The organism is Plantibacter sp. MMLR14_011 (assembly GCF_001865025.1).
GTDB classification, from domain to species: Bacteria; Actinomycetota; Actinomycetes; order Actinomycetales; family Microbacteriaceae; genus Plantibacter; species Plantibacter flavus_A.
Genome location: NZ_MJGW01000001.1, coordinates 414,081 through 438,352, shown reverse-complemented (window position 1 = coordinate 438,352; position 24,272 = coordinate 414,081). Strand labels below are relative to the sequence as shown.

The following is a 24,272-nucleotide window of genomic DNA, read 5'->3' as shown; positions in this document are numbered from 1 at the left end:
CACCCGTTCGGTGGCGCCGTCCGCGGGGAAGGAGTGGGCCGCGCCGACCCGAATGCGGCGCGGCCCACTCGGCGCGTCACTCCAGACGCGCCCGTCGCGTAGCCACGAAGGCGCCTCCGAGGAGGAGCATCGTGGCGCCGAGTCCCCCGAGCCACAGGCCGTCGAAGCCGGTGCTCGGCAGACCGGGGCGTGACCCCGGCGCGGCGGCGGCCGCCGCGGTGACCGTGAAGGCGGTCGCCTGACGGTCGAGCGGCAGGGCACCGGTCACGGATCCGGAGAGTTCCACGCGGTGGGCACCCAGCTCGAGCGACGAGTCGATCGGGAAGGTGAACGTGGCGTTACCGGAGGCGTCTGCGATGACGGGCGTCAGGGCGAACGGCGTCGAGAAGACGGTCGCCGAGACGGTCTCACCGGGCTCGAAGCCGGTGGCGTAAACCTCCTGGATCACGCCCGTGTCGCGGACGATCGTCGAGTACTTGACGGTAGCCAGGCGGTCGTCGCCGGCGTCGGTGTCACCGTCGGCGTCAGCTGCGGTGTCGGCGTCGGTCGCCGTGTCCGCGTCCGCCGCGGTGTCGGTGTCGACATCCGCGTTCAGGTCGACATCCACTCCGTCGGACGCTGCATCGGTGTCCGCCGCGGTGTCGGTGTCGGCGGCAGTGTCGGCAGCAGCATCCACGTCGGCTACAGCATCAGTGTCCGCAGCAGCATCGACATCAGCTGCGGCATCGGTGTCAGCAGCAGCATCGACATCAGCTGCGGCATCGGTGTCAGCAGCAGCATCCACGTCCGCAGCAGCATCCGTGTCAGCAGCGGCATCCGTGTCGGCAGCAGCGTCAGTGTCCGCAGCAGCATCCACATCGGCAGCAGCATCAGTGTCAGCCGCAGCGTCCGCGTCGGCAGCAGCGTCCGCGTCGGCGGCAGCGTCCACGTCGGCGGCAGCGTCCACGTCCGCAGCGGCATCCACATCCGCAGCAGCATCCGTGTCAGCACCGGCATCCGTGTCGGCAGCAACGTCAGTGTCCGCATCAGCGTCCACATCGGCTGCGGCATCAGCGTCAGCAGCAGCATCCACGTCCGCAGCAGCGTCCGTGTCGGCCGCGGCATCAACGTCAGCCGCGGCATCCGTGTCGGCCGCGGCATCAACGTCGGCAGCAGCATCGGTGTCAGCCGCAGCGTCCACGTCGGCAGCAGCATCAGTGTCAGCAGCAGCATCCGTGTCGGCAGCAGCATCAGTGTCCGCAGCAGCATCCACGTCGGCAGCAGCATCCGTGTCGGCAGCAGCATCCACGTCGGCGGCGGCGTCAGTGTCCGCAGCAGCATCCGTGTCGGCCGCGGCATCCACATCAGCGGCAGCATCCACGTCCGCAGCAGCGTCGACGTCGGCGGCAGCATCCGTGTCAGCAGCCGCATCCGCATCCGCATCCACATCCGTTGCAGCATCGGTGTCGGCAGCAGCGTCAGTGTCGGCAGCAGCGTCCACGTCCACGTCCACGTCGGCGTCCACGTCGGCCGCGGCGTCGACGTCAGCAGCGGCGTCCACGTCGACCGCAGCGGCGTCGGTGTCGACGTCGACCGCTCCGTCCTCGATGGTGACCTCGGACTCGGCCGGCGTCTCGGAGACGTCGCCCTCGGCCGTGACGGTCACCGGGCCAGGCGTGTAGTCGTCCGGGATCGGCAGGTCCACGGTGAAGGAACCGTCGGGGTTCGTCACCACGGTGACGGACGGTGCGCCCGGGATGGACACCGTGACGGTCTCCCCACCGGCGAAGCCCGTCCCGTCGACCGTGACCGACTCACCCGGCAGGACCGACGACGGATCGACCGTGATCGCCGTGTCGTACGCGAGGATCTCGATGATCGTCGTCGCCGGCTCGTTCGATGCAGCACCGAGTGCCGTCACCGTGACGTCGCCGAGCGCGTATCCGTCGGGGACCGGCAGGGTCGCCGTGAAGCCGCCGCCGGCGTTCGTCACCTGCGTGACGACCGGAGCGCCCGGGATCGACACCGTGACCGTCTCGTTGGCTGCGAAGCCCGATCCGGTGATGACCGTCGTGTCACCGGCGATCAGCGCGTCCGGGGAAGCGGTGATGACGGGCGAGAACACGATGGCGGTGACCGTGACGGTCGCGGTGGCCGGAGCCTGCGACACCGTTCCCTCCGCCGTGACGACCAGCGGTCCGACCGGCGCATTCGCCGGAACGGTGATCCCGACCGAGAACTCGCCGGCACCGTTCGTCGTCGTCGGAACAGCCGTACCACCCGGGATCGAGACCGTGACGGACTCGTTCGCGGCGAAGCCGGTGCCTGTGACGAGCGTCGCTCCGCCGGCCGTGACCGTGCTCGGGTCGGCGGTGATCGCCGTCTCGTAGGCCTCGACCGTGAGCTCCGCCTCAGCAGGCGTCGCCGACGTCTCACCGACCGCGGTCACCGTGACGGGACCGGCGGGCGTTCCGGGCGGCACCGGCAGCGTCGCGGTGAACCCGCCGTCGCCGTCCGCCGTCACCACGACGGGGTCGCCGCCGGGGATCGAGACGCTGATCGATTCGTTCGGCTGGAAGCCGGTACCGGTGACCGTGGTGGTCTGGCCCGGGTTCACCGTGTCCGGTGTGAGGGTGATCGCCGTGTCGTAGACCGTTGCCTCGACCGTGACGGTGGTGGTCGCCTCGGCCGCAGAGACGACGCCGAGTGCGGTTACCGTGACCGGGCCGGTCGCGAAGCCCTGCGGGACGGCGAACGTCGTGGTGATCTCACCGTCGGCGTTCGAGGTGACCGTCACCGGCGCGAGGCCGGGGAAGGTGACCGTGACGCTCTCGGTCGGGGCGAAGCCGCTCCCCGAGATCTCCGTCGAGGTCCCGCCGGGGACCGTCGCCGGGTCGGCGGTGATCGTCGGCGCGTAGACCACGTCGACCGTGAGGTTCGTCGTCGCAGGCGTGTCGGACGTCGCCCCGAGCGCGGTCACGACGACCACGCCCTCGGCGTAGTCGGCCGGCACGGGCAGCGACACCGAGATGGTGCCGGTCGCCGTCGCCGTGGTGGTCACCGGGTCGGCACCGGGGATCGAGACCGTGACGCTCTCGTTCGGTGCGAAGCCGGTGCCGGTGACGAGGGTGCTGGCACCCGCGACGACGGTGGCCGGGTCGGCGGCGATGGCCGTGACGTAGGTCGTGGCCTCGACGGTGAGTGTCGCCGTGGCGGGGGTCGCCGAGACGGCACCGGTGGCGGTGACGGTCACGGGTCCGAGCGGGAAGTCCGCCGGGAGGTCGACGCTCACCGAGATCTCACCGTTGCCGTTCGACGTGGTGGGGATCGGCGTCGCGATGCCCGGGACGGTGACGCTCACGGACTCGTTCGACGCGAAGCCGTCGCCGGTGACCGTGGTGCTGCCGCCAGGGGCGACCGTCGTCGGGTCGAGGGTGATCGCAGTCTCGTAGGCCTCGACGGTGACCGTCGCCGTCGCGTCCGTCGCGGAGACGGCGCCGGTCGCGGTCACGACGAGCGATCCGGCCTCCGTGCCCGACGGGATCGGCAGGGCGGCGGTGAAGCCGCCGTCGCCGTTCGCCGTCACCACGACCGGCGTGCCACCGGGGATGGAGACCGAGACGGACTCGTTCGGTGCGAACCCGGTACCGGTGATCGTCGTCGAGGTGCCGGGGAGCAGCGTGTCCGGGTCGGCGGTGATCGCGGTCTCGTACGGCACCACGGTCACGTCGGCGTCGGCGGGCGTGTTCGACGTGTCACCGGTCGCGGTGATCGTCAGCGGACCCGCAGGCGTTCCGGCCGGGATCGTCACGGCCTGCGTGAAGTCGCCGTCGCCGTTCGTCGTCACGGTGACGGGGTCGCCGCCCGGGATCGTGATGGTGACGGTCTCGTTCGGTGCGAAGCCGGTGCCCGTGACGGTGGTGGTTCCGCCCGGGTTGACCGTCGTCGGATCCACCGTGATCGCCGTGTCGTACACGACCGCTTCGACGAGGACCGAGGTCTGCGCCGGCGTGAGCGACAGGGCGCCCGTGGCCGTGAACGTCACGGTCGCGGGGACGAAGTCCGCCGGGAAGGCGACCACCTGGCTGATCTCACCGAGCCCGTTCGCCGTGGTCACGACGTCGTCGAAGCCGGGCGCCGAGATGGTCACCGACTCGTTCGCGACGTAGCCGGTGCCGGACAGGATCGTCGAGTCACCGGGGTTCAGCGTGGACGGCGTCGCGGTGAGCGTCGTGTCGAACGCCTCGACGGTGATCGTCGCAGTTGCAGGCGTGTTCGACACGGCTCCGACGGCCGTCACGACGACGGTGCCGGGGTCCGTGCCGGGCAGGATCGGCAGGATGGCGGTGATGTCGCCGTCCGGGCCGGCCTCCACCACGACGGGCGTGCCGCCGGGGATGGAGACGGAGACGGACTCGCCGGGCAGGAAGCCCGTTCCGGTGACGGTGGTGCTGCCGCCGGGGAGGAGCGTGTCGGGGTCGGCGGTGATCGCCGTGTCGTAGACCGTGGCCTCGACCGTGACCGTGGTGGTCGCCTCGGTCGCGGAGACGACGCCGAGGGCGGTGACCGTGACCGGCCCGACCGCGAAGTTCTGCGGGACGTCGACGGTGGTCGTGATCTCACCCGCTGCGTTCGACGTGACGGTGATCGGGTCGAGGCCTGGGAAGGTGACCGTGACGCTCTCGCTCGGCGCGAAACCGGTGCCCGAGATCTCGGTGCTCGCACCGCCGGGGACCGTGGCCGGCTCGGCGGTGATCGTCGGGGTGTAGACGACGTCGACCGCGAGGTTGGTGGTGGCCGGCGTCTCGGAGACCTCGCCGAGGGCGGTCACGACGACCGTGCCCTCCGCGTAGTCCGCCGGGACCGGCAGCGAGACGGAGATGGTGCCGGTCGCCGACGCCTGGGTGGTGACCGCGGGCGCGCCGGGGATGGAGACCGTGACGGTCTCGTCGGGCTCGAAGCCGGTACCGGTGACGAGCGTGCTCTGCCCCGCGACGACGGTCGTCGGGTCGACCGTGATGGCCGTGACGTAGGTGGTCGCCTCGACGGTGAGCGTCGCCGTGGCCGGGGTGGCCGAGACGGCGCCGGTGGCGGTGACCGTGACGTCGCCGAGCGGGAAGTCCGCCGGGAGCGTGACACTGACCGTGATCTCGCCGTCGCCGTTCGCCGTGGTCGTCACGGGCGTCGCGAGGCCGGGGATGGTGATCTCGACGGACTCGAGCGGAACGAAACCGGAACCGGTGACGACCGTGCTGCCACTGGGGGCGATGGTCGCCGGGTCGAGCGCGATGTCGGTGTCGTAGGCCTCGACGGTGATGTCCGTCTCGGCCGGCGTCGCGGAGACCGCGCCGGTGGCGGTGACCGTGAGCTGGCCGGCGGCCGTACCCGACGGGATCGGCAGGACGGCCGTGAAGCCGCCGTCGCCGTCAGCCGTCACGACGACGGGCGTGCCGTCCGGGTAGGAGACGGAGACCGACTCGTTCGCGGCGAAGCCGTTACCGGTGATGGTGGTCGAGTTGCCGGGGAGGAGCGAGGCCGGGTCGGCGGTGATGGCCGTGTCGTACGGCAGCACCTCGAGGTCGGCGGTCGCCGGGGTGGCCGACGTCTCACCGGTGGCGGTGACGACGACGGTCGCGGCGGGCGTGCCGTCGGGGACGGGCAGGTCGACGGTGAAGCCGCCGTCGCCGTCCGCATCGACGGTCACCGGGGTGCCGCCCGGGTAGCCGACGGTGACCGTCTCACCGGGCAGGAAGCCCGTGCCGGTCACCGTCGTGGTGTTCCCAGGGATGAGCGACGTCGGGTCGAGCGTGATGGCGGTGTCGTAGATCGTCGCCGTGACGGTGACGACGGTGGTCGCTTCGGTGGCGGACACGGCGCCGAGGGCGGTGACCGTGACGTCGCCGACCGCGAAGTCCTGCGGGACGGCGATGGGGGTGCCGATCGCGCCGAGTGCGGTGGCGGTGACGGTGATCGGCTCGAGGCCGGGGAACGTCACGACGACGTCCTCGCCTGGCGCGAAGCCGGCACCGTTGATGATCGTGGTCGTGCCACCGGCGACCGTGGCCGGGACGGCGACGATCGACGTCTCGTAGACCACGGTGAGGTTGGTGGTGGCCGGGGTGTCGGACGTCTCGCCGAGCGCGGTCACGACGACCTGGCCTGCGGCGTAGTCGGCGGGGACGTCGAGCTCGACCGAGATCGTGCCGGTTCCGGTGGCCGTCGTGGTGACCGGGTCGACGCCGGGGATCGAGACGGAGACGGTCTCGCCCGAGGCGAAGCCGGTCCCGGTGATCGTCGTGGTCCCACCGGCGACGACACTGGCCGGGTCGGCGGTGATCGCGGTGACGTACTGGGTCGCCTCTACCGTGACCGTCGTGGTCGCCGGGCTGGCCGACGAGGCGCCGGTCGCCGTGACCGTCACGGGGCCGAGCGGGAAGTCCGCCGGGAGCGTGAGGCTGGCGGAGATGGTGCCGGTGCCCGTCGCGGTAGTGACGACCGGGTCGGTGAGGCCGGGGACGGTGATCGACACCGACTCGCCGGGCAGGAACCCCGTGCCGGTGATCGTGGTGCTGCCCCCGGGGGCGATCGTCGCCGGGTCGGCGGTGATCGCCGTCACGAAGGGGGCGACGACGAGGTCGGTGGTGGCCGGGGTGTCGGAGGTCGCACCGGTGGCGGTGAACGTCAGGGTCGCCGGGGTGAAGCCGGCGGGGATCGCGACACTCTGGCTGATCACTCCGGCGGCGTCCGACGTCGTGGTGACCGGGTCGAGGCCGGGCGCGGTGATCGTGACCTGCTCGTTCGCTGCGAAGCCGGTGCCGTCGATCACGGTGGACTGGCCGGGGTTGACGGTCGCCGGTGTGGCGGTGATCGCCGTGTCGTACACGACGAGCGTCCCGCGCACGGAGGACGACGCGAGGTTGACCGTCGCGAGCGAGATCGCCGGGACGAGGGAGATCTGCACGGCTCGAACGGTCGCCGACCCCGCCCCGAGGTCGCCGGTCGCCGGCTGCACGTTCGCGGTGACGTCGGCGACGAGCCGCACGATGTTCAGGATGGGGCCGACGACGTTCGCGGCGAGACCGCCGGTGATGCCGTTCAGGGCGGTGTTGAGCGTTCCGACACCGGTGTAGGCCGTGGCGACCGTGTTCTTCACGAGGTTGAGGACGAGGTTGACCACGCCGTCGAGGGTGAGTCCGAGGGTCGCGAGGATCGGGTTCAGCACGTTCGGGAGGAGCCCCGCCGAGGTGAAGGCGGCGGTCCCGTTCTGGACCGCCCCGAGGGTCGAGTCGAGCGACAGGGAGATGACCGGCACCTGGGTGACCACGACGTTCGTCGTGACGTTACCGGTGACCTGGATACGTGTGTTGTCCACGGCCGTCTGCAGGCCGGCGGACACGGCCGTGACCTGCGCGGTGACGGCAGACGTGATCGCAGCCGCGATGGCGGCACCGATCGGGCCGGACAGCAGCGAGGTGTTCGGCGGCAGGTCGTTGAGGTCGGGCAGGTTCGGGTCGTTCGCGAGGAGGGTCGCGAGGTCGACGGTCACCGCACCGGTGAGCAGGTTGACGGAGACACCGGTCGCCGCGGACTGCGACGCCTGGGTGGTGAGGATGCCGTTGACGACGGTCGCGAGGTTCGGCGGCGTGACCGTGGCCGTCGCAGCCACACGGAGGACGCCGATGAGGTTCGCGTTCAGCGCCGTGTTGAGCGCCGAGGTGAGCCCGTTGAGCGTGGTCTGCAGCGGTGGGAGGAGGCCCGTCACCTGTGTCCCGACGTTCTGCACGAGGGGGCTCTGGAAGGTGAGCGTCGCACCCGCGATCTGGTAGTCGGGAACGGCCGTGGCGCCGTCCGTCTGCGAGATCGTGGAGGCGAGGGCGCCAAGGCTGAGCGAGAGGTCGCTGAGGACACCGCCGGTCGGGGTTCCGACGCGGCCGAGCAGGCCGGTGAGGTCGAGGTCCGCGTCGGCCGGCGGGGCGTCGGGTCCGCCGATGGACACACCGCCCTGGTCGGTGACGGCGCCGGACCCGGCGAGCGCGTCGCCGTTGTCGGCAGCTGCGCCGTACTGGGCGACCGCGCCGAGTTCGATCACGCCGTTCGTGCCGAAGAGCTGGAGGGAGTCACCGAGGTCGACGCCGAGGGTGTTGAGGACCTCTGCCGAGAGCGGGTTCGCAGCGACCGGGTGCACCCCGCTGGGGTTCTCCGCTCGGGCACCGTTGACGGCGGCGAGGGTGTCCAGGTTGATCCCGGCCGCCTGCCCGCCGAGGAACCGGCCGAGGCCGTCGGAGACGTCGGCGGGGGCGGCGACCGCAGCGGTCGTCGTCGATCCCATGGCGATGACCGTGCCGACCACGGCCATGGCCGCGACCTTCCAGGCACGGCCACGGCCGAAGTTGCTTCGCTGCTGCTCCCCCACGGCGGAACCCTTTCGTCGGTGCACGGGCGGGCCCGTGTCTGGCGTCGATCCCGGCCAATCTAGAGCCGGAGATCCGTGTCCCCCAGAGGTGGGACAGCAACCCGGGTAGTGCCGAGGCCGAAACCGGTATTCCGCCCTCCCTGGGCGGGGCGTGGGAGGTTTCCCCCGGTGGTTACGAGGTATCCCCCACGTGGGGTACGTAGTTTCTACTGAGAACACCCAGCTAGGGCTCTCCAAGTGCTCAGGGAGTCCGGATAATGGGGGACAGATCCAATGGAGGGTCCCGTCGGACGGAGGGTCGGTACCGCTGAGCAGGGGTGGCGATACGACGATCGGACGACGGATCTCGCTGGACGACGGAGCTTGAGGGGGCTGCGATGGAAGAGCAGGTTGAGACCGCATCTGTGCGGGGGCGACAGCACCGTTTCGACGAGCGAGCCCTGCCATGACCGCCCGCTCTCCGCGATACGCGGGCGGCTCCCGGTCGGCCGGGTCGCCGATGCGACGGACGGCCGAGTTCCGGCAGGCCGCGTCGCGGGCGCCGGCCCAGCAGAGTAGTCGGGAGGCCGCGATCGCCCGGGTCGCAGCGCTCATCGAACACCGCACGAGCACGCTGCTCGTCGGCCCCCACGGCTACGGCAAGACCTTCACGGCCGACACGATCGGCGGGCGCATGCAGCGTGCAGGTCGTGCCGTCGTCCGACTCTCCGGGACGGCGGTCGACGCGTCGCACCTCTTGAGCGACTGGCGGACCGCCCCGAGCGGCTCGGTCTTCATCATCGACGACGGCGCCGGTCTCCAGGCGGGCGGCCTCTCCGACCTCGTCGACCTCACCAGGTCGCGCGAGCACGTGGCGCTCGTCACGCTCGAACAGGAGCGCGCCGGGCTGCCGAGTGCCTCCGACGATTCGGCGCAGCGGCTGCTCTCGGTCTGGCGAGGCGGATCGCTCACCCGGATCGACCTCCCGGCGCTCGACGGGTTCGAGGCCTCGGCGCTCGCCGATGCCGCCGCGGACGACGCCGTCCTGGACGACATGGCGAAAGCCGTCATCGTGCGGCTCAGCAACGGCTCACCGCGCCTCGTCCACGAGCTCACCAAGGACGCCCTCGAGACGGGCGGTGAGTTCTACCTGCCGCGCAGCATCCTGTCGCTCGGGGTGGCCGGTGTCTCACCGCGCATCCACGACCTCACCGATCCGCAGCTCTCCCGCCTCGACGACGAGGGCCGCTACGCCCTCGTGATGCTCGCGAAGCTCGGGCCGGTCCCCTACTCGCGCGCGGCCCGGCTGATCGGCGAACACGAGCTGCACACCCTCTTGCGGCTGGGCCTGGCGCGCAATGACGGGTCAGGGCAGGACCGGATCGTCGCCGACGAGCTGCACGCCTGGTCGGCGTTGGCCGAGTGGCGGCACGGCGGTCGGCTGCGCCCGCACGACCGGGTCCAGCGCACCCTGATCGCGGACCTCCGTGCGGGGAGCCGACTGACGCCGAACGAGTCGTTCATCCTCGGCCGGTATTGGTTGTCCGCGGACGACGACCGCTTCGACCACGGGTTCGAGGCCGTCACGATGGCGCGGGTCTACCTGGACGCGGCGCACGTCGCGAACGTCGCCGGACTCGCCGCGGACGGCCAGCTGCTCGCGGCTCGTGCCTTCACCTGGCGCCCCTCCGTGAGCGCGGCGCTGCAGCAGTCGAGATCGCTCGCCATGCTCGGCGACGTCGACGGTGCACAACGCGTGCTCGACGTCGGTCCCGAGGCGGATTCCGACGAGGACATCCGGGCCGAGGTGCTGAGCTGGCGGGCGACACTGGACCGCTGGGGCGACCGGACGTGCGCGCAGGTGCTCACCGAACGAGCCGAGTACAGCCGTGCGCTCACGCGGCGCATCGAGATGGTCGAGCTGTGGCGGCAACAGACCGATCCGGGACCGACCGAGAGCGACGGCCTGTACGAGAGCGTCCTCCAGGACGACACCGCGCCGCAGTCCTCGAGACTGTACGCGGGCGCGGCACTCCTCAGCCGACGCGGCCTGCACGCGACGCCGACCGAGCTCCGCGAATTCCTCCACGCCGGCGATGCGGTGTACCGCCGGGTGCCCTACAACGCCGCACGACCGCTGTCCCACGCGATGCGCGACGCGAGCGCGATGTACGTCCTCTCGGCCGGCACGATCCGGCTCCTGACCGGCCTGTCCTGGGCCGGCTTCGCGCGGTACATCGACGAGTTCGCCGAGCGTGCGGAGCGTGGGACCGGTCGCCTGGCGACGACCGATCAGTGCATCGTCGGACTGCTGGGCGCGCAGCTCGCGTTCTTCGACGGCAGACCAGAGCGAGCGCTGGCGGACCTGCGGGTCGTCGAGCGCATGCTCGACTCGACGGTCCCGCCCGACGTCCACGCGCACGCCTCGCTCATCCTCATCGGAGCGCTCGCGCAGACGGGACAACTCGATGAGGCGATGGAGCGGCGCTCCGGCGAGGACCGGCGACTCATCGCGTCGTCCTCCGTCCTCTCCTACCTCGCCGACATCGCGGACTTCAGCCTCCTGCTCGCCGACGGCAACCTGACGGCTGCCAAGCTGCAGTTGCACCACATGGCTGAGTCCGGCTCGAATCCGCTGACCGAACGGCTCTACTCCGCGTGCCTGGCCTCCGTGGTCGGCACGGATGCAGCGGAGGCGTTCTCCTGGGTGGCCGACGCGAGGGACAGCGAGAAGACGCCGCTGCAGGGCGCGCTGTTCCTCCTCCTCGATGCCGGTGCAGCGGGTGATGCGAGCCGGGTGGAGGAGGCCGCGTGCTCGCTCGAAGCGGTGGGAGCCCGGCACCGGGCCATCGGAGCCCACCAACTCGCTGCGCGCCTGCACACGGAACAGGGACGCCCGCACCACGCCCGTCGCTGCGCCGAGCGCGTCGCCGGGCTGTCGGAGCAGCCGACCGGACCGCTCGTCGATCTCGCACCGGAGCACGCTGTCCCGGTCTCCACCGCGGAGGGCTTCGGCTCGCCGCGCGGATCGGCGGTCTCAGCGCCGCCCACGCCGGACGACGCGCTCGAGGTCGACAGGCCCGCCGCCCATGCACCTCTCGCCTACATCCCCTTCGACCAGACCATGCACCGGGACGGACCGCCCGCTGACGTGAGCTCGCTCACTCGACGCGAGTTGGAGGTGGCGCACCTCATCGCCCAGGGGTTGAGCAACCAGGAGATCGCGACCCGCCTGTTCCTCAGCGTCCGGACGGTCGAGTCGCACGTCCTGCAGGCGCGGACGAAGCTCGGCGCCGGCCGTCGGCGCGACCTGGGCCGGATCGTCATGCAGTCAGGGCAGCGCGAGGCGTGACCGCTCCGGCCCGCGGGCGTCATCCGCTCGCGGGCCGGAGCGGCCGATCTCGGTAGTCCTGCCGCGCTCCGCCACGGATCCCAGTACCCCACTACTGGTTACAACAGACACCTGGCTGCCTATCGTCCTGAGAGTGTCGCGAGACGCGCGGAGACCGTCTCCGCACGCCCGACACCTGTGGTGACGTCAGCCGTCACCGACGGACTTCAGGGGGCTTCCATGACCATCGACACCAGCACCGAGGCCCCAGTGGCCACCGGCACCGACGCACCCGTGCGCGGCCTGCGCAGCAAGCGGGCGAAGGCGATCCTGGCCGGCGGGCTGGTGCTCGGCGTCGGTGCGGCGATCACGCTCGCGGCCTGGAACGATTCCGAGTTCGCGACCGGGATCTTCGCCGGTGGTGGGTTCGGCATTGAGGGCAGCACGGACGGCACCGCCTTCACCGAACACCCGACCGAGGCGGCGGCCGCCCCGCTCACCTTCGCGGTGGAAGCCGACAACCTGGCACCCGAAGAGCCCGTCTACGCCGGGTTCGCCGTCCAGCTGACCGCCGCGTCGACGTACGCCGGCACGGTGGACATCACGGCCTCGAGCGGAGCCGCCATCGCCTCCTCGCTCAGCTACTCCGTCGTGGAGACCACCACGTTCGGCTGCGACGCCACGAGCTTTGCCGCCGGTGACCCGCTCGTGACGGACGCCGCGACCACGTCGAGCACAGCCGCGGACATCTTCACACTGGGTGCGGTCACGACCCCGGTGTTCCTCTGCTTCGAGGTCACACCGTCCGCGACGCTGCCGCAGTCGTCGCCGAGCGGCACCGTGCTCTGGGAGTTCGCAGCCGAGTCCACCACTCCGCTGCCGTAACCCGCGGCGAGACGGCGATCATGGGACGACACACTCCGGCGATGGGGAGACACCACCGCACCGATCGACGACGGAGCACGGCACGGTATACGAAGGCCAGAGCGGCCCTCGCAGCAGCGCTCGTGCTGGGCGTCGGGACCTCGCTCACCCTCGCCGCGTGGAGCGACGACGAGTTCGGAACGGCGACCTTCGCGGCCAGCACCTTCGCCGTGGAGTCGCAGACCTCATCGTCGACCTGGGCGGCTCACGAGGCGGCGAACCCCGCCACGCTGGTCTTCAACGCGACCGCCATGTCGCCCGGGTTGTCGCAGTTCGCCTTCATCGACATCCGCACGACCGCCGCGACGAACATCGGTGGGACGGCGGCGCTGTCCGCGGTCTCGGCGGCGACGGGCACCCTCCTGCCACAGCTCGAGTACCGCGTCGTCACGACGGCGGCGGGCACGGCCTGCAACGCCGCCGCGTTCACCTCACCTACAGTCCCCGCCTACACCGCCTCGCTGTCGACGGGCACGGCTCCACCGACGGCGACCGGTGCACTCACGGCGGCCGGCGGTTCGACGGTGCGCTTCTGCTTCGACGTGCGGGTGAAGGCGGGTACGGCCTCCAGCTTCCAGGGTGGAACGGCGTCGGCGACGTGGCAGTTCACCAGCACCTCCAGTTCCTGATCGGAGCACCGTGACCCGACCCTCCACGGAAGCGATCGACGCCACCGAGCGGCAGCAGCCCCGCCGCTCGGTGGCGTCGATCGTCGGAGACACCCTGCTCAACCTCGCCGCCGTCGGCGGGGTGGTCTGCATCGTGCTCGTCATCCTCGCGACCTGCTTCAACGTGACCCTCATCATGTTCAAAACCGGTTCCATGAGCCCGACGATCCCCACCGGCTCACTCGCGCTCGTCCGCGAGATCCCGGCATCCGACATCGCGGTCGGCGACGTCGTGACCGTCGACCGCGCCGGCCAGCTGCCCGTCACCCACCGCGTCACCTCGGTGAGCGGCGGCGTCGACACCGCAGGACCACAACGCACGATCACCATGCGGGGCGATGCGAACCTGTCGGAGGACCCCGAGCCGTACACGGTCTCGACGGTCCGCCTCGTGCTCGCCTCGGTGCCCGGGCTCGCGTACCTCGTCGTGTGGTTGTCCAACCCGTGGGTCCTCGGCGGACTGACGCTCAGCTGTTCGGCCCTCGTCATGTGGGCGTTCTGGCCGCGCTCCGACCGCAAGCGCCCGCCAGGTGGCTCGGGAGGGACCGACGGAAACGGTCGCACTGCTTCCCGACACCGACTTTCCACGGTCGGCGCCGATGGAACCGGTCCACGACCGGCTCGCCACGCCGCGCTCCGCTGCTCACCGGTCGCCCTGCTCCTCGGAGCCGGCCTCGCGATCGGCGGCGCCGCTCCCGCGCACGCCGAGCCGATGGTCGACGTCATCGCCGGTGAGGCGGTCGTCCTCACCTCGATCGGCGACCCGTCGGCTATGCGATCCCTCACCCCCGGTCGGTCGACGCCCTGGGAGGTGGGTGTCAGCACCAAGCCCGAAGCCACACCGGGCTCCATCGACGTGTCCATGGTCGGCTCCGGCTCGTCGGAGCTCGGGCTCGTCATGGTGGTCGACGCCTGCTCCGTCCGCTGGACCGCGGCCGGCTGCGTCGGCACCGTCACCCACCTGTTCGACGAGATGGCGGTGCCCGTCGACGGCGTCGAGCGCGCAGTGCTCTCGATGCGCAGCTCGGAGGCGTGGTGGCTGAGGTTCGACGTCCGGATGCCGTCCGGTACAGCGGTGGCGAACGCCTCGGTCGCCCTCACGGTCACCGCCGAGGGCATCGGCGACGACGTCTCGGTCTCGCCCGGCCCGATCACCACGCTCCCCCGCACCGGCACGAGCATCGAGTTCGCGGTGTGGGCGGCAGCGGGGGCGATCCTGATCGGTCTCGTCGGCGCGTGGTTCGGCGCGCTGCGACAGCATTCGCGTTCCGCGAGGGGACTGCGATGAGCGCAGGCCGACGCAGACTCCAAGCGGTGCTGGTCATCGTCCTCACCGCTGTCGTGTTCGCCTCTCAGCCAGCTCCCCCTCAAACCGAGGCCGCCTGGGCCGACGCGGAGCTCGGCTCGGGCAGCTTCACGGCAGCCACGATCGCGCCGGTGACCATGACGGCGTGCACATTCAACCCAGGACTGCTCGGGATCGCAGCCTCTTACACGATTACTTACCGGATGCCGGCTGGGTCGACGGACACGCTGTTCGAGTACTCGACGACGGCCGGGTTCGGGACGGTGACAGTGCTGGCTCCCACCATCACCCCCTCCGCCACGGCGAACCATCTGGACGCCACGATATCCCTTGACCTCCTTGGCGGCGTTCTGACCGGGGCAAAGTATTTCGGGCTCTCGGCCCGGTTCGGCAGCGAGTGGAAGTCGACGCGGAAGGTGGCGCAGGGATCAGCCATCGTGCTCGGGGCGGCGACGTGCAGTGTCGTCGCTTGATTGACCGGCGGGTCGGCCCGAGGGGTCACCCGGCCGAGGATTCTCTGACGATCAGTTCGAACCCGGCGCGCACCCGGCGCCCCGGCCCGACGTGCCCGGCCACGCGTTGGACCAGCATGGCGACGGCCTCGCGGGCGATGGCCTCCTTGTCGGGCGCGACCGTCGTCAGTGACCGCATCGCGTACCGGCCGTCCTCGATGTCGTCGAAGCCGACCACGGCCAGGTCGCGCGGGATGTCGACGCCGCGATCCCACGCCGCACGCATCGCGCCCAGCGCCATGAGGTCGTTGAAACAGAACACGCCGTCGGGCGGATCGCCGGCGTCGAGCATGCGGCCCATGACCGCCGCTCCGCTCGCGCGATCGTATTCCCCTTCGGCCATATACCGGTTCGGGTCGAGTCCGGCCTCCAGCATCGCTCTCGTGAACCCGTCCACGCGCTGCTTCGCGGTGCCCGTGGAATGGGCCTGCCGACCGATGGCGCCGATGCGCGTGCATCCGCGTTCGATGAGGTGCCTGGTCGCCAGGTAGGCCGCCTCGGTACCGTCGATGGCGACGTGGTCCGCGCTCGCGCCATAGTCGCGCTCGCCGAGCAGGACGATCGGCTGCGTCGCGGCGGCGGCTTCGACGTCGGCGGCCGTGAGGTTGAGGGCGTTGAGCAGCACGCCGTCGAACGTCGAGGACACCGCTCCCCCGGTGAGCACCGCGCGCTCCCGTTCCGGATCGCCGTTCGTCTGGTCGACGACGAGGGTGAGCGAGCGTTTCGTGAGTTCGGGGATGAGGCAGCGGGCGAGGTCGGAGAAGTACGGCACATCGAGCTCGGGGACGACGAGCGCGATGAGTCCACTGCGGTTGTTGCGGAGCCCCCGCGCGTGCGGATTGGGCCGATAGCCGAGCTCGTCGATGACCGCCTGCACGCGCTTGCGGGTCTCGGCGCCGACCCGCCCCGGCAGGTTCACGACGTCCGAAACCGTCCGCTGGGAGACACCGGCCGCCTGCGCGACATCCCTTGCGGTCACTGCCATCCGTGCCTCCCCGTCGGTCGCGCATGCTCCACCGCGCGTCCGTCCTGACGCAAGCGTAGCGACTCCACGACGTCCGGATTGTCACGGCAAGCGTTTTCCAACTGTGTCTTGTGCTACGTAGCACAAGCCGTTAGCGTGTCTCCCTGTCAGCACGGTCGCAGCGAGTCGAAGGAGATGCGCAGCATGTTCGAGAGCCCACCACCCATCACCCGAGCCGCCACATGAGCGCGCTCAACGAGCTGCGCGCGCTGCGGACGCCGAAGGGGGCGATCAAGCACCGCGACGCTTCCGAGTTCCGGGACAACCGTGCGGCACTCCTCTTCCTCGGTCCCTGGATCATCGGCTTCCTCGTCATCACGCTCGGACCGGTCCTCGTCTCGCTCTACCTGTCGTTCACCGACTACAACCTCCTCCAGAACCCGAACTTCACCGGGCTGGAGAACGCGCAGCGGATGGTCGAGGACCCCCGACTGCACCAATCCCTCGGCGTGACCATCACCTACGTCCTCGTGTCGGTGCCGTTGCAGCTCATCGTCGCCCTGGCGATCGCGGTCCTCCTGGATCGCGGCATGCGCGGGCTCTCGTTCTACCGGTCGGTGCTGTACCTGCCGTCACTCCTCGGCGGCAGCGTCGCGATCGCGGTCCTCTGGCGGCTCGTCTTCGGCTCGAGCGGACTCGTCAACGCGCTGCTCGCCGTCTTCGGCATCCAGGGCCCCGGGTGGATCTCCGAACCCGACACCGCGCTGTCGACGCTGATCATCCTGCACGTGTGGACGTTCGGCGCCCCGATGGTGATCTTCCTCGCCGGCCTCCGGCAGATCCCGCGACAGTACTACGAGGCGGCGTCGACGGACGGTGCCGGCCGGTGGACACAGTTCCGGTCGATCACCCTGCCATTGCTCAGCCCGATCATCTTCTTCAACCTCGTGCTCGGGATCATCGGCGCGTTCCAGTCGTTCACGCAGGCCTACGTGGTGTCGAACGGATCGGGCGGGCCGTCCGACTCGACGCTGTTCATCACGCTCTACCTGTACCAGAAGGGCTTCGGCAGCTTCCAAATGGGGTACGCGTCGGCGATCGCGTGGCTCCTGCTCATCATCATCGCCGCCGCCACGGCCATCAACTTCTGGGCCTCGAAGTATTGGGTGTTCTACGATGACTGACCTCACGACCCGCCCCTCCTCCGAGGACGGCCTCTCACCCGATGCGGCCGCCCGTCGCGAGCGGGGCGACGCTCAGCGCGCCAAGCTCCTGCGCCGACAGCGGATCTCGAGCATCGGCAAGCACGCGCTGCTGATCCTGCTCGGGCTGCTGATGCTCTACCCCGTGCTGTGGATGGTGGCGTCCTCCCTCCGCCCGAACGGGTACATCTTCGACAACCCGGGTCTCGTGCTCGACACCTTCGAGGCGTCCAACTACACGAACGGCTGGAACGCGCTCGCGCAGCCGTTCGGGAGCTACCTGGCGAACTCGGCGATCGTGGTCGTCGGGTCGATCATCGGCAACCTGCTCACCTGCTCGCTCGCCGCGTACGGCTTCGCCCGGCTGCGGTTCCGGTTCAAGCGCTTCGCCTTCGCGGCGATGCTGCTCACCATGATGCTGCCGATCCACGTGCTGATCATCCCGCAGTACGTCATCTACGCCCAGCTCGACTGGATCAACACCTACCTGCCGCTCATCGTGCCGAAGTTCCTCGCGACGGACGCGTTCTTCATCTTCCTGATGGTGCAGTTCATCCGCGGCATCCCACGCGAGCTCGACGAGGCGGCGCGGATCGACGGAGCCGGTCACCTGCGGATCTTCGTGCAGATCATGCTCCCGCTCATGACCCCGGCACTCGCGACGACGGCGATCTTCACCTTCATCTGGACGTGGAACGACTTCTTCGGCCAGCTGATCTTCGTGACCGACCCCGACAAGTACACGTCATCGGTCGCCCTCCGCTCGTTCGTCGACACGCAGTCGCAATCGGACTACGGCGCCCTCTTCGCCATGAGCGTCGTCACCCTCCTGCCGGTGTTCCTCGCCTTCCTGTTCGGTCAGCGATTCCTCCTCCGAGGCATCGCGACCACCGGAGGCAAGTAGCCCCGGCCCCTGAGTCCACAACCCGGTCCCCGAGTCCCAACCCGGTCCTTGAGTCCCCACCCGGTCCCTGAGCCTGTCGAAGGGCCGACCGACCCACCCATGCAAAGGAGCATCATGCAACGCCAACCACGATCCCGGTCCCGCCTCCTCGGCTTCGCAGCCGCAACCGCCGTCTCGGCGCTCGCCCTCACCGGCTGCGCCGTCGGGGGCGGCAACGGCGACGCGTCCCTCAGCGACGAGGACGTCACCATCACCTTCAACTGGTGGGGCGCAGCCGCGCGCGACGAGCGCACCCGCGCCGCCATCGACCTCTTCCAGGAGAAGTACCCCAACATCACCGTGAAGGGCCAGTCCACCGAGTGGGGTGGCTACTGGGACAAGCTCGCCACGACGGTCGCCGGCGGAGACGCCCCCGACGTCATGCAGTTCGACCAGCTCTACCTCGCCTCGTACGCCCAGCGCGGTGCGCTCGCCGATCTCGGCGAACTCGACGAGTTCCTCGACACCTCCGACCTCAGCGCGGAGGTGCTCGATCAGGGCAAGGTCAAGGACGAGCTGTACGGCGTGCCGATCGGCGTCGGCACCGTCGGCCTCATGGTCAACCGGTCCATCTTCGACCAGTACGGGATCCGGCTGCCCGACGCGACGACCTGGACGTGGGACGAGCTCAACGACGTCGCCCTACAGGTGACCGAGGCCTCGGGCGGTGCCGTCCACGGCATGTCCCCCTTCGGAGGCGACATGCCGACCCTCACCCTGTGGGCCCGGCAGCACGGCAACGACATCTACGACAAGGAGGGCAAGGTCATCCTGAAGCCCGAGGTCGTGGAGAGCTACTGGCAGTACGCGCTCGACCAGATCGAGAGCGGGGCGGCCCCGAGCGCCTCGCAGCTGGCCGAGGGCAACGGCGTGGCGATCGACCTCATGGACATGAGCACGGGCAAGGTCGCGATGACCTTCCAGCCGTCGTCGGTGCTCACCGCCTTCCAGGCCGCTGCACCCGACCACCAGCTCGACATGCTCCCGTTCCCCGCGGCGAAGGACGCCTCCGAGGGATACCAGTACCTCAAGCCGTCGATGTACTGGTCGGTCTCGTCGAAGTCCGAGCACCCCGCCGAGGCGGCACTGCTGGTGGACTTCCTCACGACCGACACCGAGGTCGCGAAGCTCTTCAGCACCGAACGCGGCATGCCCGCGAACCCGGACTTCCAGAAGGCCATCGAGCCCGACCTGACACCGACGGACCAGATCGTGGCGGGCGTCGTCGACGCCGCGCGCGAGGAGTCCGGCACCCCGCCGGCGATCACCCCCGTCGGCGGTGGCGACAGCGAGAAGATCCTCGGCCGCTACAACCAGGACGTCCAGTTCGGCAAGACCACCCCCAAGGAGGCCGCTGAAGCGTTCGTCGTCGAGCTGACGAAGGCCGTCGACGACGCCCGATAGCGGCTCCCCGCCCTTCGACAGGCTCAGCCCGTTCGGTCCCTGAGCCGAACTCCCGGCCCCTGAGCCGAACTCCCGGTCCCTGAGCCTGTCGAAGGGCCACCCCGGCCCCTGAGCAACCTCCCCGGTCCCTGAGCTTGTCGAAGGGCCGACGACACCTCCACCCACCACCACGCATCGGAACGACATCCATGACGCACCCTCTCCGCTTCCCCGCCCCGCTGCCGACCGGCCGCGCCGACACCGCGCCGCAGCCGCGCCCGGAGTACCCCCGGCCGCAGCTCGTACGTGACGGCTGGGTCAATCTCAACGGCCTGTGGGAGTTCGAGATCGACGCCGGCGACAGCGGGCTCGAGCGCGGGCTCCTCGGCCGCGAACTGACCGACCGCATCCTCGTCCCGTTCGCGCCGGAGTCGGCCGCATCGGGCGTCGAGCACACGGACTTCATGGAGGCCGTCTGGTACCGCACGCGGTTCACGGTGCCGGCGACGTGGCGGGGGAAGCAGGGTGTGCTGCACTTCGGTGCCGTCGACCACGACACGACCGTGTGGGTGGACGGGGTCGAGGCGATGCGGCATCGGGGTGGCTTCACGCCGATCCGGGTGCCGCTCGGTGCGGTCGAGCCGGGGCAGGAACTCGAGATCGTGGTGCGCGCCCGCGACACCCGTCACGAGCCGAAGGCCGGTGGGAAGCAGGCGACCTGGTACGGCAACACCGACTGCTACTACACCCGAACGACCGGGATCTGGCAGACGGTCTGGGTGGAGGCCGTCGACGAGCTGCACCTGCGTCGGTTCACCGTGGTCCCCGATGCGGACGCCGGGCGGTTCGACTGCACGCTCGTCCCCAGCCGGAACGCCGCCGGCTCGACCGCGACGGTGACCCTGTCCGCGGACGGAGTCGTCGTCGCGAGCGAGACCGCGCAGCTCGGGTCGACGATGTCGCCGTCGGTGCGGCTCGAGGTACCGGTGGACCAGCAGCGGCTCTGGAGTCCCGCCGACCCGTTCCTCTACACCCTCGACATCGAGATCCGCGATGGTGCCGGCGACGTCACCGACCGCGTCTCGAGCTACGCGGGGCTGCGCAGTGTAGCGATCGACGGCACCGCGGTGCTGATCAACGGCGAGCACGTCTTCCAGCGGCTCGTGCTCGACCAGGGGTACTGGCCGTCCTCGCTCATGACCGCGCCGGACGACGACGCGCTCGTGGCCGACATCACGCTCGGGATGGACGCCGGGTTCAACGGTGCGCGGCTCCACCAGAAGGTGTTCGAGGAGCGGTACCTCTATCACGCGGACCGCCTCGGCTATCTGGTGTGGGGCGAGTTCGGCGATTGGGGCGTGTCCGGTGCGGGCACGGTCGGTCACAACCAGGGCCCGACGGCGTCGTTCATCACGCAATGGGTCGAGGCGTTGGAGCGCGACGTCAACCATCCGTCGATCATCGGCTGGTGCCCGTTGAACGAGACGCACCAGACGCTGCACGACCGCGTGACCGTCCTCGACGACGTCACGCGTGGCATGTTCCTCGCGACGAAGCTGATCGACCCGAGTCGGCCGGTGATCGACGCCTCGGGCTACGCGCACCGGGTGCGGGAGACCGACGTGTGGGATGCACACTCCTACGAGCAGGACCCGGCGGCGTTCGCCGTCGAGCAGGGTGGGATCGCGGACGGTGAGCCGTTCACGAACCTCGAGGACGGACGCACCATCTCCTTGCCGTACGAGGGTCAGCCGTTCTTCGTGTCGGAGTTCGGCGGCATCTGGTGGAACGCGGAGCTCGCGGCGGCGGACACCGGTGGTGACTCCTGGGGCTATGGTGCGCGGGTGGCGTCGGTCGAGGAGTTCCACGAGCGTTTCGCGGGGCTCGTCCGGGTACTGACCGACGACGAGAACATGTTCGGCTACTGCTACACGCAGCTCACCGACACGTTCCAGGAGCAGAACGGCATCTACGACTTCGACCGCAGGCCGAAGTTCGACCTCGCCCGCGTGCGAGCGGTGCTCGCGGCCGACGCCGCCTACGAACGCCGAGTCCGCCCCTCCGCCCCCTGACCGATCGTCCGGTCCCTGAGCCTCCGCCGGTCCCTGAGCCTCCGCCGGCCCCTGAGCCTCCGCCGGTCCCTGAGCCTGTCGAAGGGCCCACGGGCTCCCTTCTTCGCCCAAGGACCGGCGCCCGGGTCAGCTCCCGCTGCGTGCCAGCGTCAGCAGCACGGTGAAGGTGTTGAACCACACGTGCGTCCAGATGCCCGGTCCGAGGCGACGGGTCGTCGCGGCGTAGACACCGTTCACCGTGCCGAGCACGAGGATTGTGAGCCCGAGCGTGACCATCGTGACCGGGCTACCCCAGCCCTCGTAGAGGTGGACGATCGCAAAGATCAGTGCGCTTGCTCCCACCGAGACGACCGCGGCCGTGCGACGTCGGGCGGTCGTGGGCGTCGCCGCACCTCGGCGCACGCCGTTCGTCGCCCGTCCGCGGAGAATCGTGTTCCGGAATCCGCGCAGCAGGAGCCCGCGGAAGAGGAGTTCCTCACAGAACGGCGCGACGATCGCCGTGGCGAACACGGTGTTGACCAGCACCCAGACGAGCTCTGGCGACGGCGGGGCGATGTTCGACTTCGGCGTCTCGCCGGTGAGGGCGATGACGAACTGGCCGATCATGCCACCGATCAGCTGGATGCCGACGGCGGAACCGAGCCCGATGAACACGTCGAACCAGCGGAAGCGGAGTCCGAAGTCCTTCGCCCAGGACCCGCTTCCCCAGGTGCGGCAGACGATCGCGAGGGCGACGAGGATGCCGCCGTCGAAGATGATCCACATGATCATCGTGCCGACCTCGCCGGACAGGACGCCGAAGTTCCGTGCGAGTTCGACGACGACGAGGAGCGCGATGATCGCGACGAAGGTCGTCAGCGCGGTCGGGGTACCCCACCGGGTGTCAGGCGAGGGGCTGTAGGACAGGCGCGCCTCGGCGCGGCGAGCTTCGGCCCGTTCCTGGCGCGAACCCGGGCGCGGGGCGGTCTCCGCCGGGGCAGCGGAGTGGTCGCTCATCGCTTGTTCGCGGCGAAGTACTCGCGTGCTGCCGGCACGTACATCTGGACGATCGCGACGATGGTCACGATGACGAAGATGAAGGCGAGCGGGTTGAGGGCGATCAGCCCGGTGATCGAACCGAGGACGGAGAGGATGCCGACCACGGTGAGAACGATCCGAGCCCAGTTGCGACCGCGGAGCATGAAGAAGGCGAACAGCACGTGGAGTGCGCCGACGATGAACGCGCCGACGGCGGTCGAGATCAGGAGCACGCTCGAGGAGAGCACACCTCCCGAGGCCGATTGTTCGGCTGCGGCCTCGGCGACGGTTCCGGCCGACATGGCGGCCGTGACCCCGGAGATGACGGAGAGGACGGCGGAGACGACCCACAACCAGAATGAGATGACGATCGGCTTCGGTGCGGTCCTGGAAGCGGCGGTGGCGGTCATGATGCTCGTTTCGGTCGTGGAGGATCCGACGGCCGGACCCAGGCTGCTCGAACTGTATTGCCCGTCATCTGTCCCCCGGAAGGGAGGTATGTCCCGGCCTATCCGTTTTCCGCAAGGACCGACGGTTCGCCCGGTCCCTGAGCCCCCTCCGCCCGGTCCCTGAGCCTGTCGAAGGGCCCGAAACCACCGTCCCGGACACCCTGTCAAGCCCGCTCAACAGCGCTCGCGTACCTCTTAACCTGTTCCCCATGACGAACGACACGAACGACACCGACCAGAACAGCAGCGAGGGAACGCCGAAGCCGGGCGGCCTGGGCGAGAACCAGACCATCCCCAACAGCGAGGACGGCCTCGCGGTTGGCCACGACCCCGACGCCTCGAACTTCAACCAGGAGGAAGACCCCGACCACCCGAGCGACGACGCATAGGGTTCGGACACGACGAAACGGCGGCCGGTGCAGAAGCACCGGCCGCCGTTTCGTGTGCGGCGTGAGCCGCGGTGTGACTAGGCCGCGAGCGAAGCGCGCTGGCGGCGAACCATCACGAGGACCGCGATGAGCGCTGCGCCGAGGGCGACTGCGCCGGCTGCACCCCAGACGACGAACGCCGGAGCGCCGAAGCCGGTGTCAGCGAGGTCGTTGTCGTTGCCGCCCGAGCCGGAGCCCGAACCAGCAGCGGTGACCGTGAGGGTCGCGGTGCCGGTAATGCCCGTGGTGAGGCCCGTAGCGGTGACCGTGTACGAGCCGGTCGCGTTGGTCGGCAGCGTGACGTTGAGGTTGACGGCGCCGGTGGCGGAAGCCGTCTTCTGGATGGTCTGCGTGTCGACGGCGGCGAGCGTCGCGCCCGTCGCGTTCTCACCGGTCAGGGCGAGAGAGACGGTCTCGCCAGGCTGGAAGCCGCCGTCGCCGAACGAGACGGTGGACGTACCACCAGCGGTGACCGATCCACTCACCGTGATGCCGGCGTTCGGAACGTAGGACGCATTGGCGGCAACGGGTGCGATAAACAGGCCTGCGAGGGCCAGCGCGAAGACCGCGGTGATTTTCTTGATCATGTGATGTCCCCTTGAAGGCTCTGCAAGTGTGCTGGTGCGATGACAGTGCTGTAGCCAACCGCCAGGACGATGTCGTCTCGCAGCGGAAGTAGATCGTGCCTCCCCGACACCCCCC

The 24,272-nt window shown here is 70.0% G+C and carries 15 protein-coding genes; 10 read left to right on the top strand and 5 right to left on the bottom strand.

Translation table 11 applies throughout. The annotated features are described in order from the left end of the window. Positions 1 to 76: 76 nt before the first annotated feature. On the bottom strand, positions 77 to 8,392 hold the full coding sequence (locus BIU99_RS01995; protein WP_071258969.1) for a choice-of-anchor G family protein: 8,316 nt from the start codon (positions 8,390 to 8,392) through the stop codon (positions 77 to 79). A 445-nt stretch (positions 8,393 to 8,837) separates the two neighbouring features. On the opposite strand from BIU99_RS01995, the gene BIU99_RS20325 reads away from it, so the two are divergent. The 5 genes from BIU99_RS20325 (at position 8,838) to BIU99_RS01970 (ending at position 15,073) form a co-directional block, all read left to right on the top strand. Next, positions 8,838 to 11,723, top strand: coding sequence for a helix-turn-helix transcriptional regulator (locus BIU99_RS20325; RefSeq protein WP_071258966.1), 2,886 nt, complete (start codon positions 8,838 to 8,840; stop codon positions 11,721 to 11,723). A 219-nt stretch (positions 11,724 to 11,942) separates the two neighbouring features. After that, entirely contained in the window at positions 11,943 to 12,587 is a 645-nt protein-coding gene (locus tag BIU99_RS01985; RefSeq protein ID WP_139205301.1) for a SipW-dependent-type signal peptide-containing protein, read from the top strand. Positions 12,588 to 12,628: 41 nt separating this feature from the next. Beyond that, the gene (locus tag BIU99_RS01980; RefSeq protein WP_064295781.1) at positions 12,629 to 13,255 is read left to right on the top strand and encodes a SipW-dependent-type signal peptide-containing protein; all 627 of its coding nucleotides are present in this window, start codon (positions 12,629 to 12,631) and stop codon (positions 13,253 to 13,255) included. A 10-nt stretch (positions 13,256 to 13,265) separates the two neighbouring features. After that, positions 13,266 to 14,582, top strand: a complete 1,317-nt coding sequence (locus BIU99_RS19605; RefSeq protein WP_071258963.1) for a signal peptidase I — start codon at positions 13,266 to 13,268, stop codon at positions 14,580 to 14,582. A 26-nt stretch (positions 14,583 to 14,608) separates the two neighbouring features. After that, positions 14,609 to 15,073, top strand: a complete 465-nt coding sequence (locus tag BIU99_RS01970) for a hypothetical protein (protein WP_064295783.1) — start codon at positions 14,609 to 14,611, stop codon at positions 15,071 to 15,073. A 25-nt stretch (positions 15,074 to 15,098) separates the two neighbouring features. Here the strand turns inward: BIU99_RS01970 and BIU99_RS01965 are convergent, their stop codons facing one another. Then, on the bottom strand, positions 15,099 to 16,097 hold the full coding sequence (locus tag BIU99_RS01965; protein WP_071258960.1) for a LacI family DNA-binding transcriptional regulator: 999 nt from the start codon (positions 16,095 to 16,097) through the stop codon (positions 15,099 to 15,101). Positions 16,098 to 16,318: 221 nt separating this feature from the next. On the opposite strand from BIU99_RS01965, the gene BIU99_RS01960 reads away from it, so the two are divergent. The 4 genes from BIU99_RS01960 to BIU99_RS01945 all read left to right on the top strand — a co-directional run bounded on the left by BIU99_RS01960 (position 16,319) and on the right by BIU99_RS01945 (position 21,676). Continuing rightward, positions 16,319 to 17,260, top strand: coding sequence for a carbohydrate ABC transporter permease (locus tag BIU99_RS01960; RefSeq protein WP_071258957.1), 942 nt, complete (start codon positions 16,319 to 16,321; stop codon positions 17,258 to 17,260). Beyond that, complete coding sequence (locus BIU99_RS01955) at positions 17,253 to 18,182, top strand: carbohydrate ABC transporter permease (RefSeq protein WP_071258955.1); 930 nt, start codon at positions 17,253 to 17,255, stop codon at positions 18,180 to 18,182. Before BIU99_RS01960 ends, BIU99_RS01955 begins: the two co-directional genes overlap by 8 nt. A 114-nt stretch (positions 18,183 to 18,296) precedes the next feature. Then, positions 18,297 to 19,625 (top strand): ABC transporter substrate-binding protein, encoded by a 1,329-nt coding sequence (locus BIU99_RS01950; protein ID WP_071258952.1) that lies wholly within the window; start codon positions 18,297 to 18,299, stop codon positions 19,623 to 19,625. Positions 19,626 to 19,813: 188 nt separating this feature from the next. After that, on the top strand, positions 19,814 to 21,676 hold the full coding sequence (locus BIU99_RS01945) for a glycoside hydrolase family 2 protein (RefSeq protein WP_083397136.1): 1,863 nt from the start codon (positions 19,814 to 19,816) through the stop codon (positions 21,674 to 21,676). A gap of 126 nt (positions 21,677 to 21,802) precedes the next feature. On the opposite strand, the gene BIU99_RS01940 is transcribed toward BIU99_RS01945, so the two are convergent. Both BIU99_RS01940 and BIU99_RS01935 read right to left on the bottom strand, forming a co-directional pair. Continuing rightward, the gene (locus BIU99_RS01940) at positions 21,803 to 22,672 is read right to left on the bottom strand and encodes a type II CAAX prenyl endopeptidase Rce1 family protein (RefSeq protein WP_071258950.1); all 870 of its coding nucleotides are present in this window, start codon (positions 22,670 to 22,672) and stop codon (positions 21,803 to 21,805) included. Continuing rightward, entirely contained in the window at positions 22,669 to 23,103 is a 435-nt protein-coding gene (locus tag BIU99_RS01935; protein WP_071258947.1) for a hypothetical protein, read from the bottom strand. The genes BIU99_RS01940 and BIU99_RS01935 overlap by 4 nt, the downstream gene beginning before the upstream one ends. A gap of 248 nt (positions 23,104 to 23,351) precedes the next feature. On the opposite strand from BIU99_RS01935, the gene BIU99_RS01930 reads away from it, so the two are divergent. Continuing rightward, positions 23,352 to 23,531, top strand: a complete 180-nt coding sequence (locus BIU99_RS01930; protein ID WP_064296076.1) for a hypothetical protein — start codon at positions 23,352 to 23,354, stop codon at positions 23,529 to 23,531. 77 nt (positions 23,532 to 23,608) lie between these two features. On the opposite strand, the gene BIU99_RS01925 is transcribed toward BIU99_RS01930, so the two are convergent. Continuing rightward, entirely contained in the window at positions 23,609 to 24,157 is a 549-nt protein-coding gene (locus BIU99_RS01925; RefSeq protein ID WP_071258944.1) for a hypothetical protein, read from the bottom strand. Positions 24,158 to 24,272 lie beyond the last annotated feature (115 nt).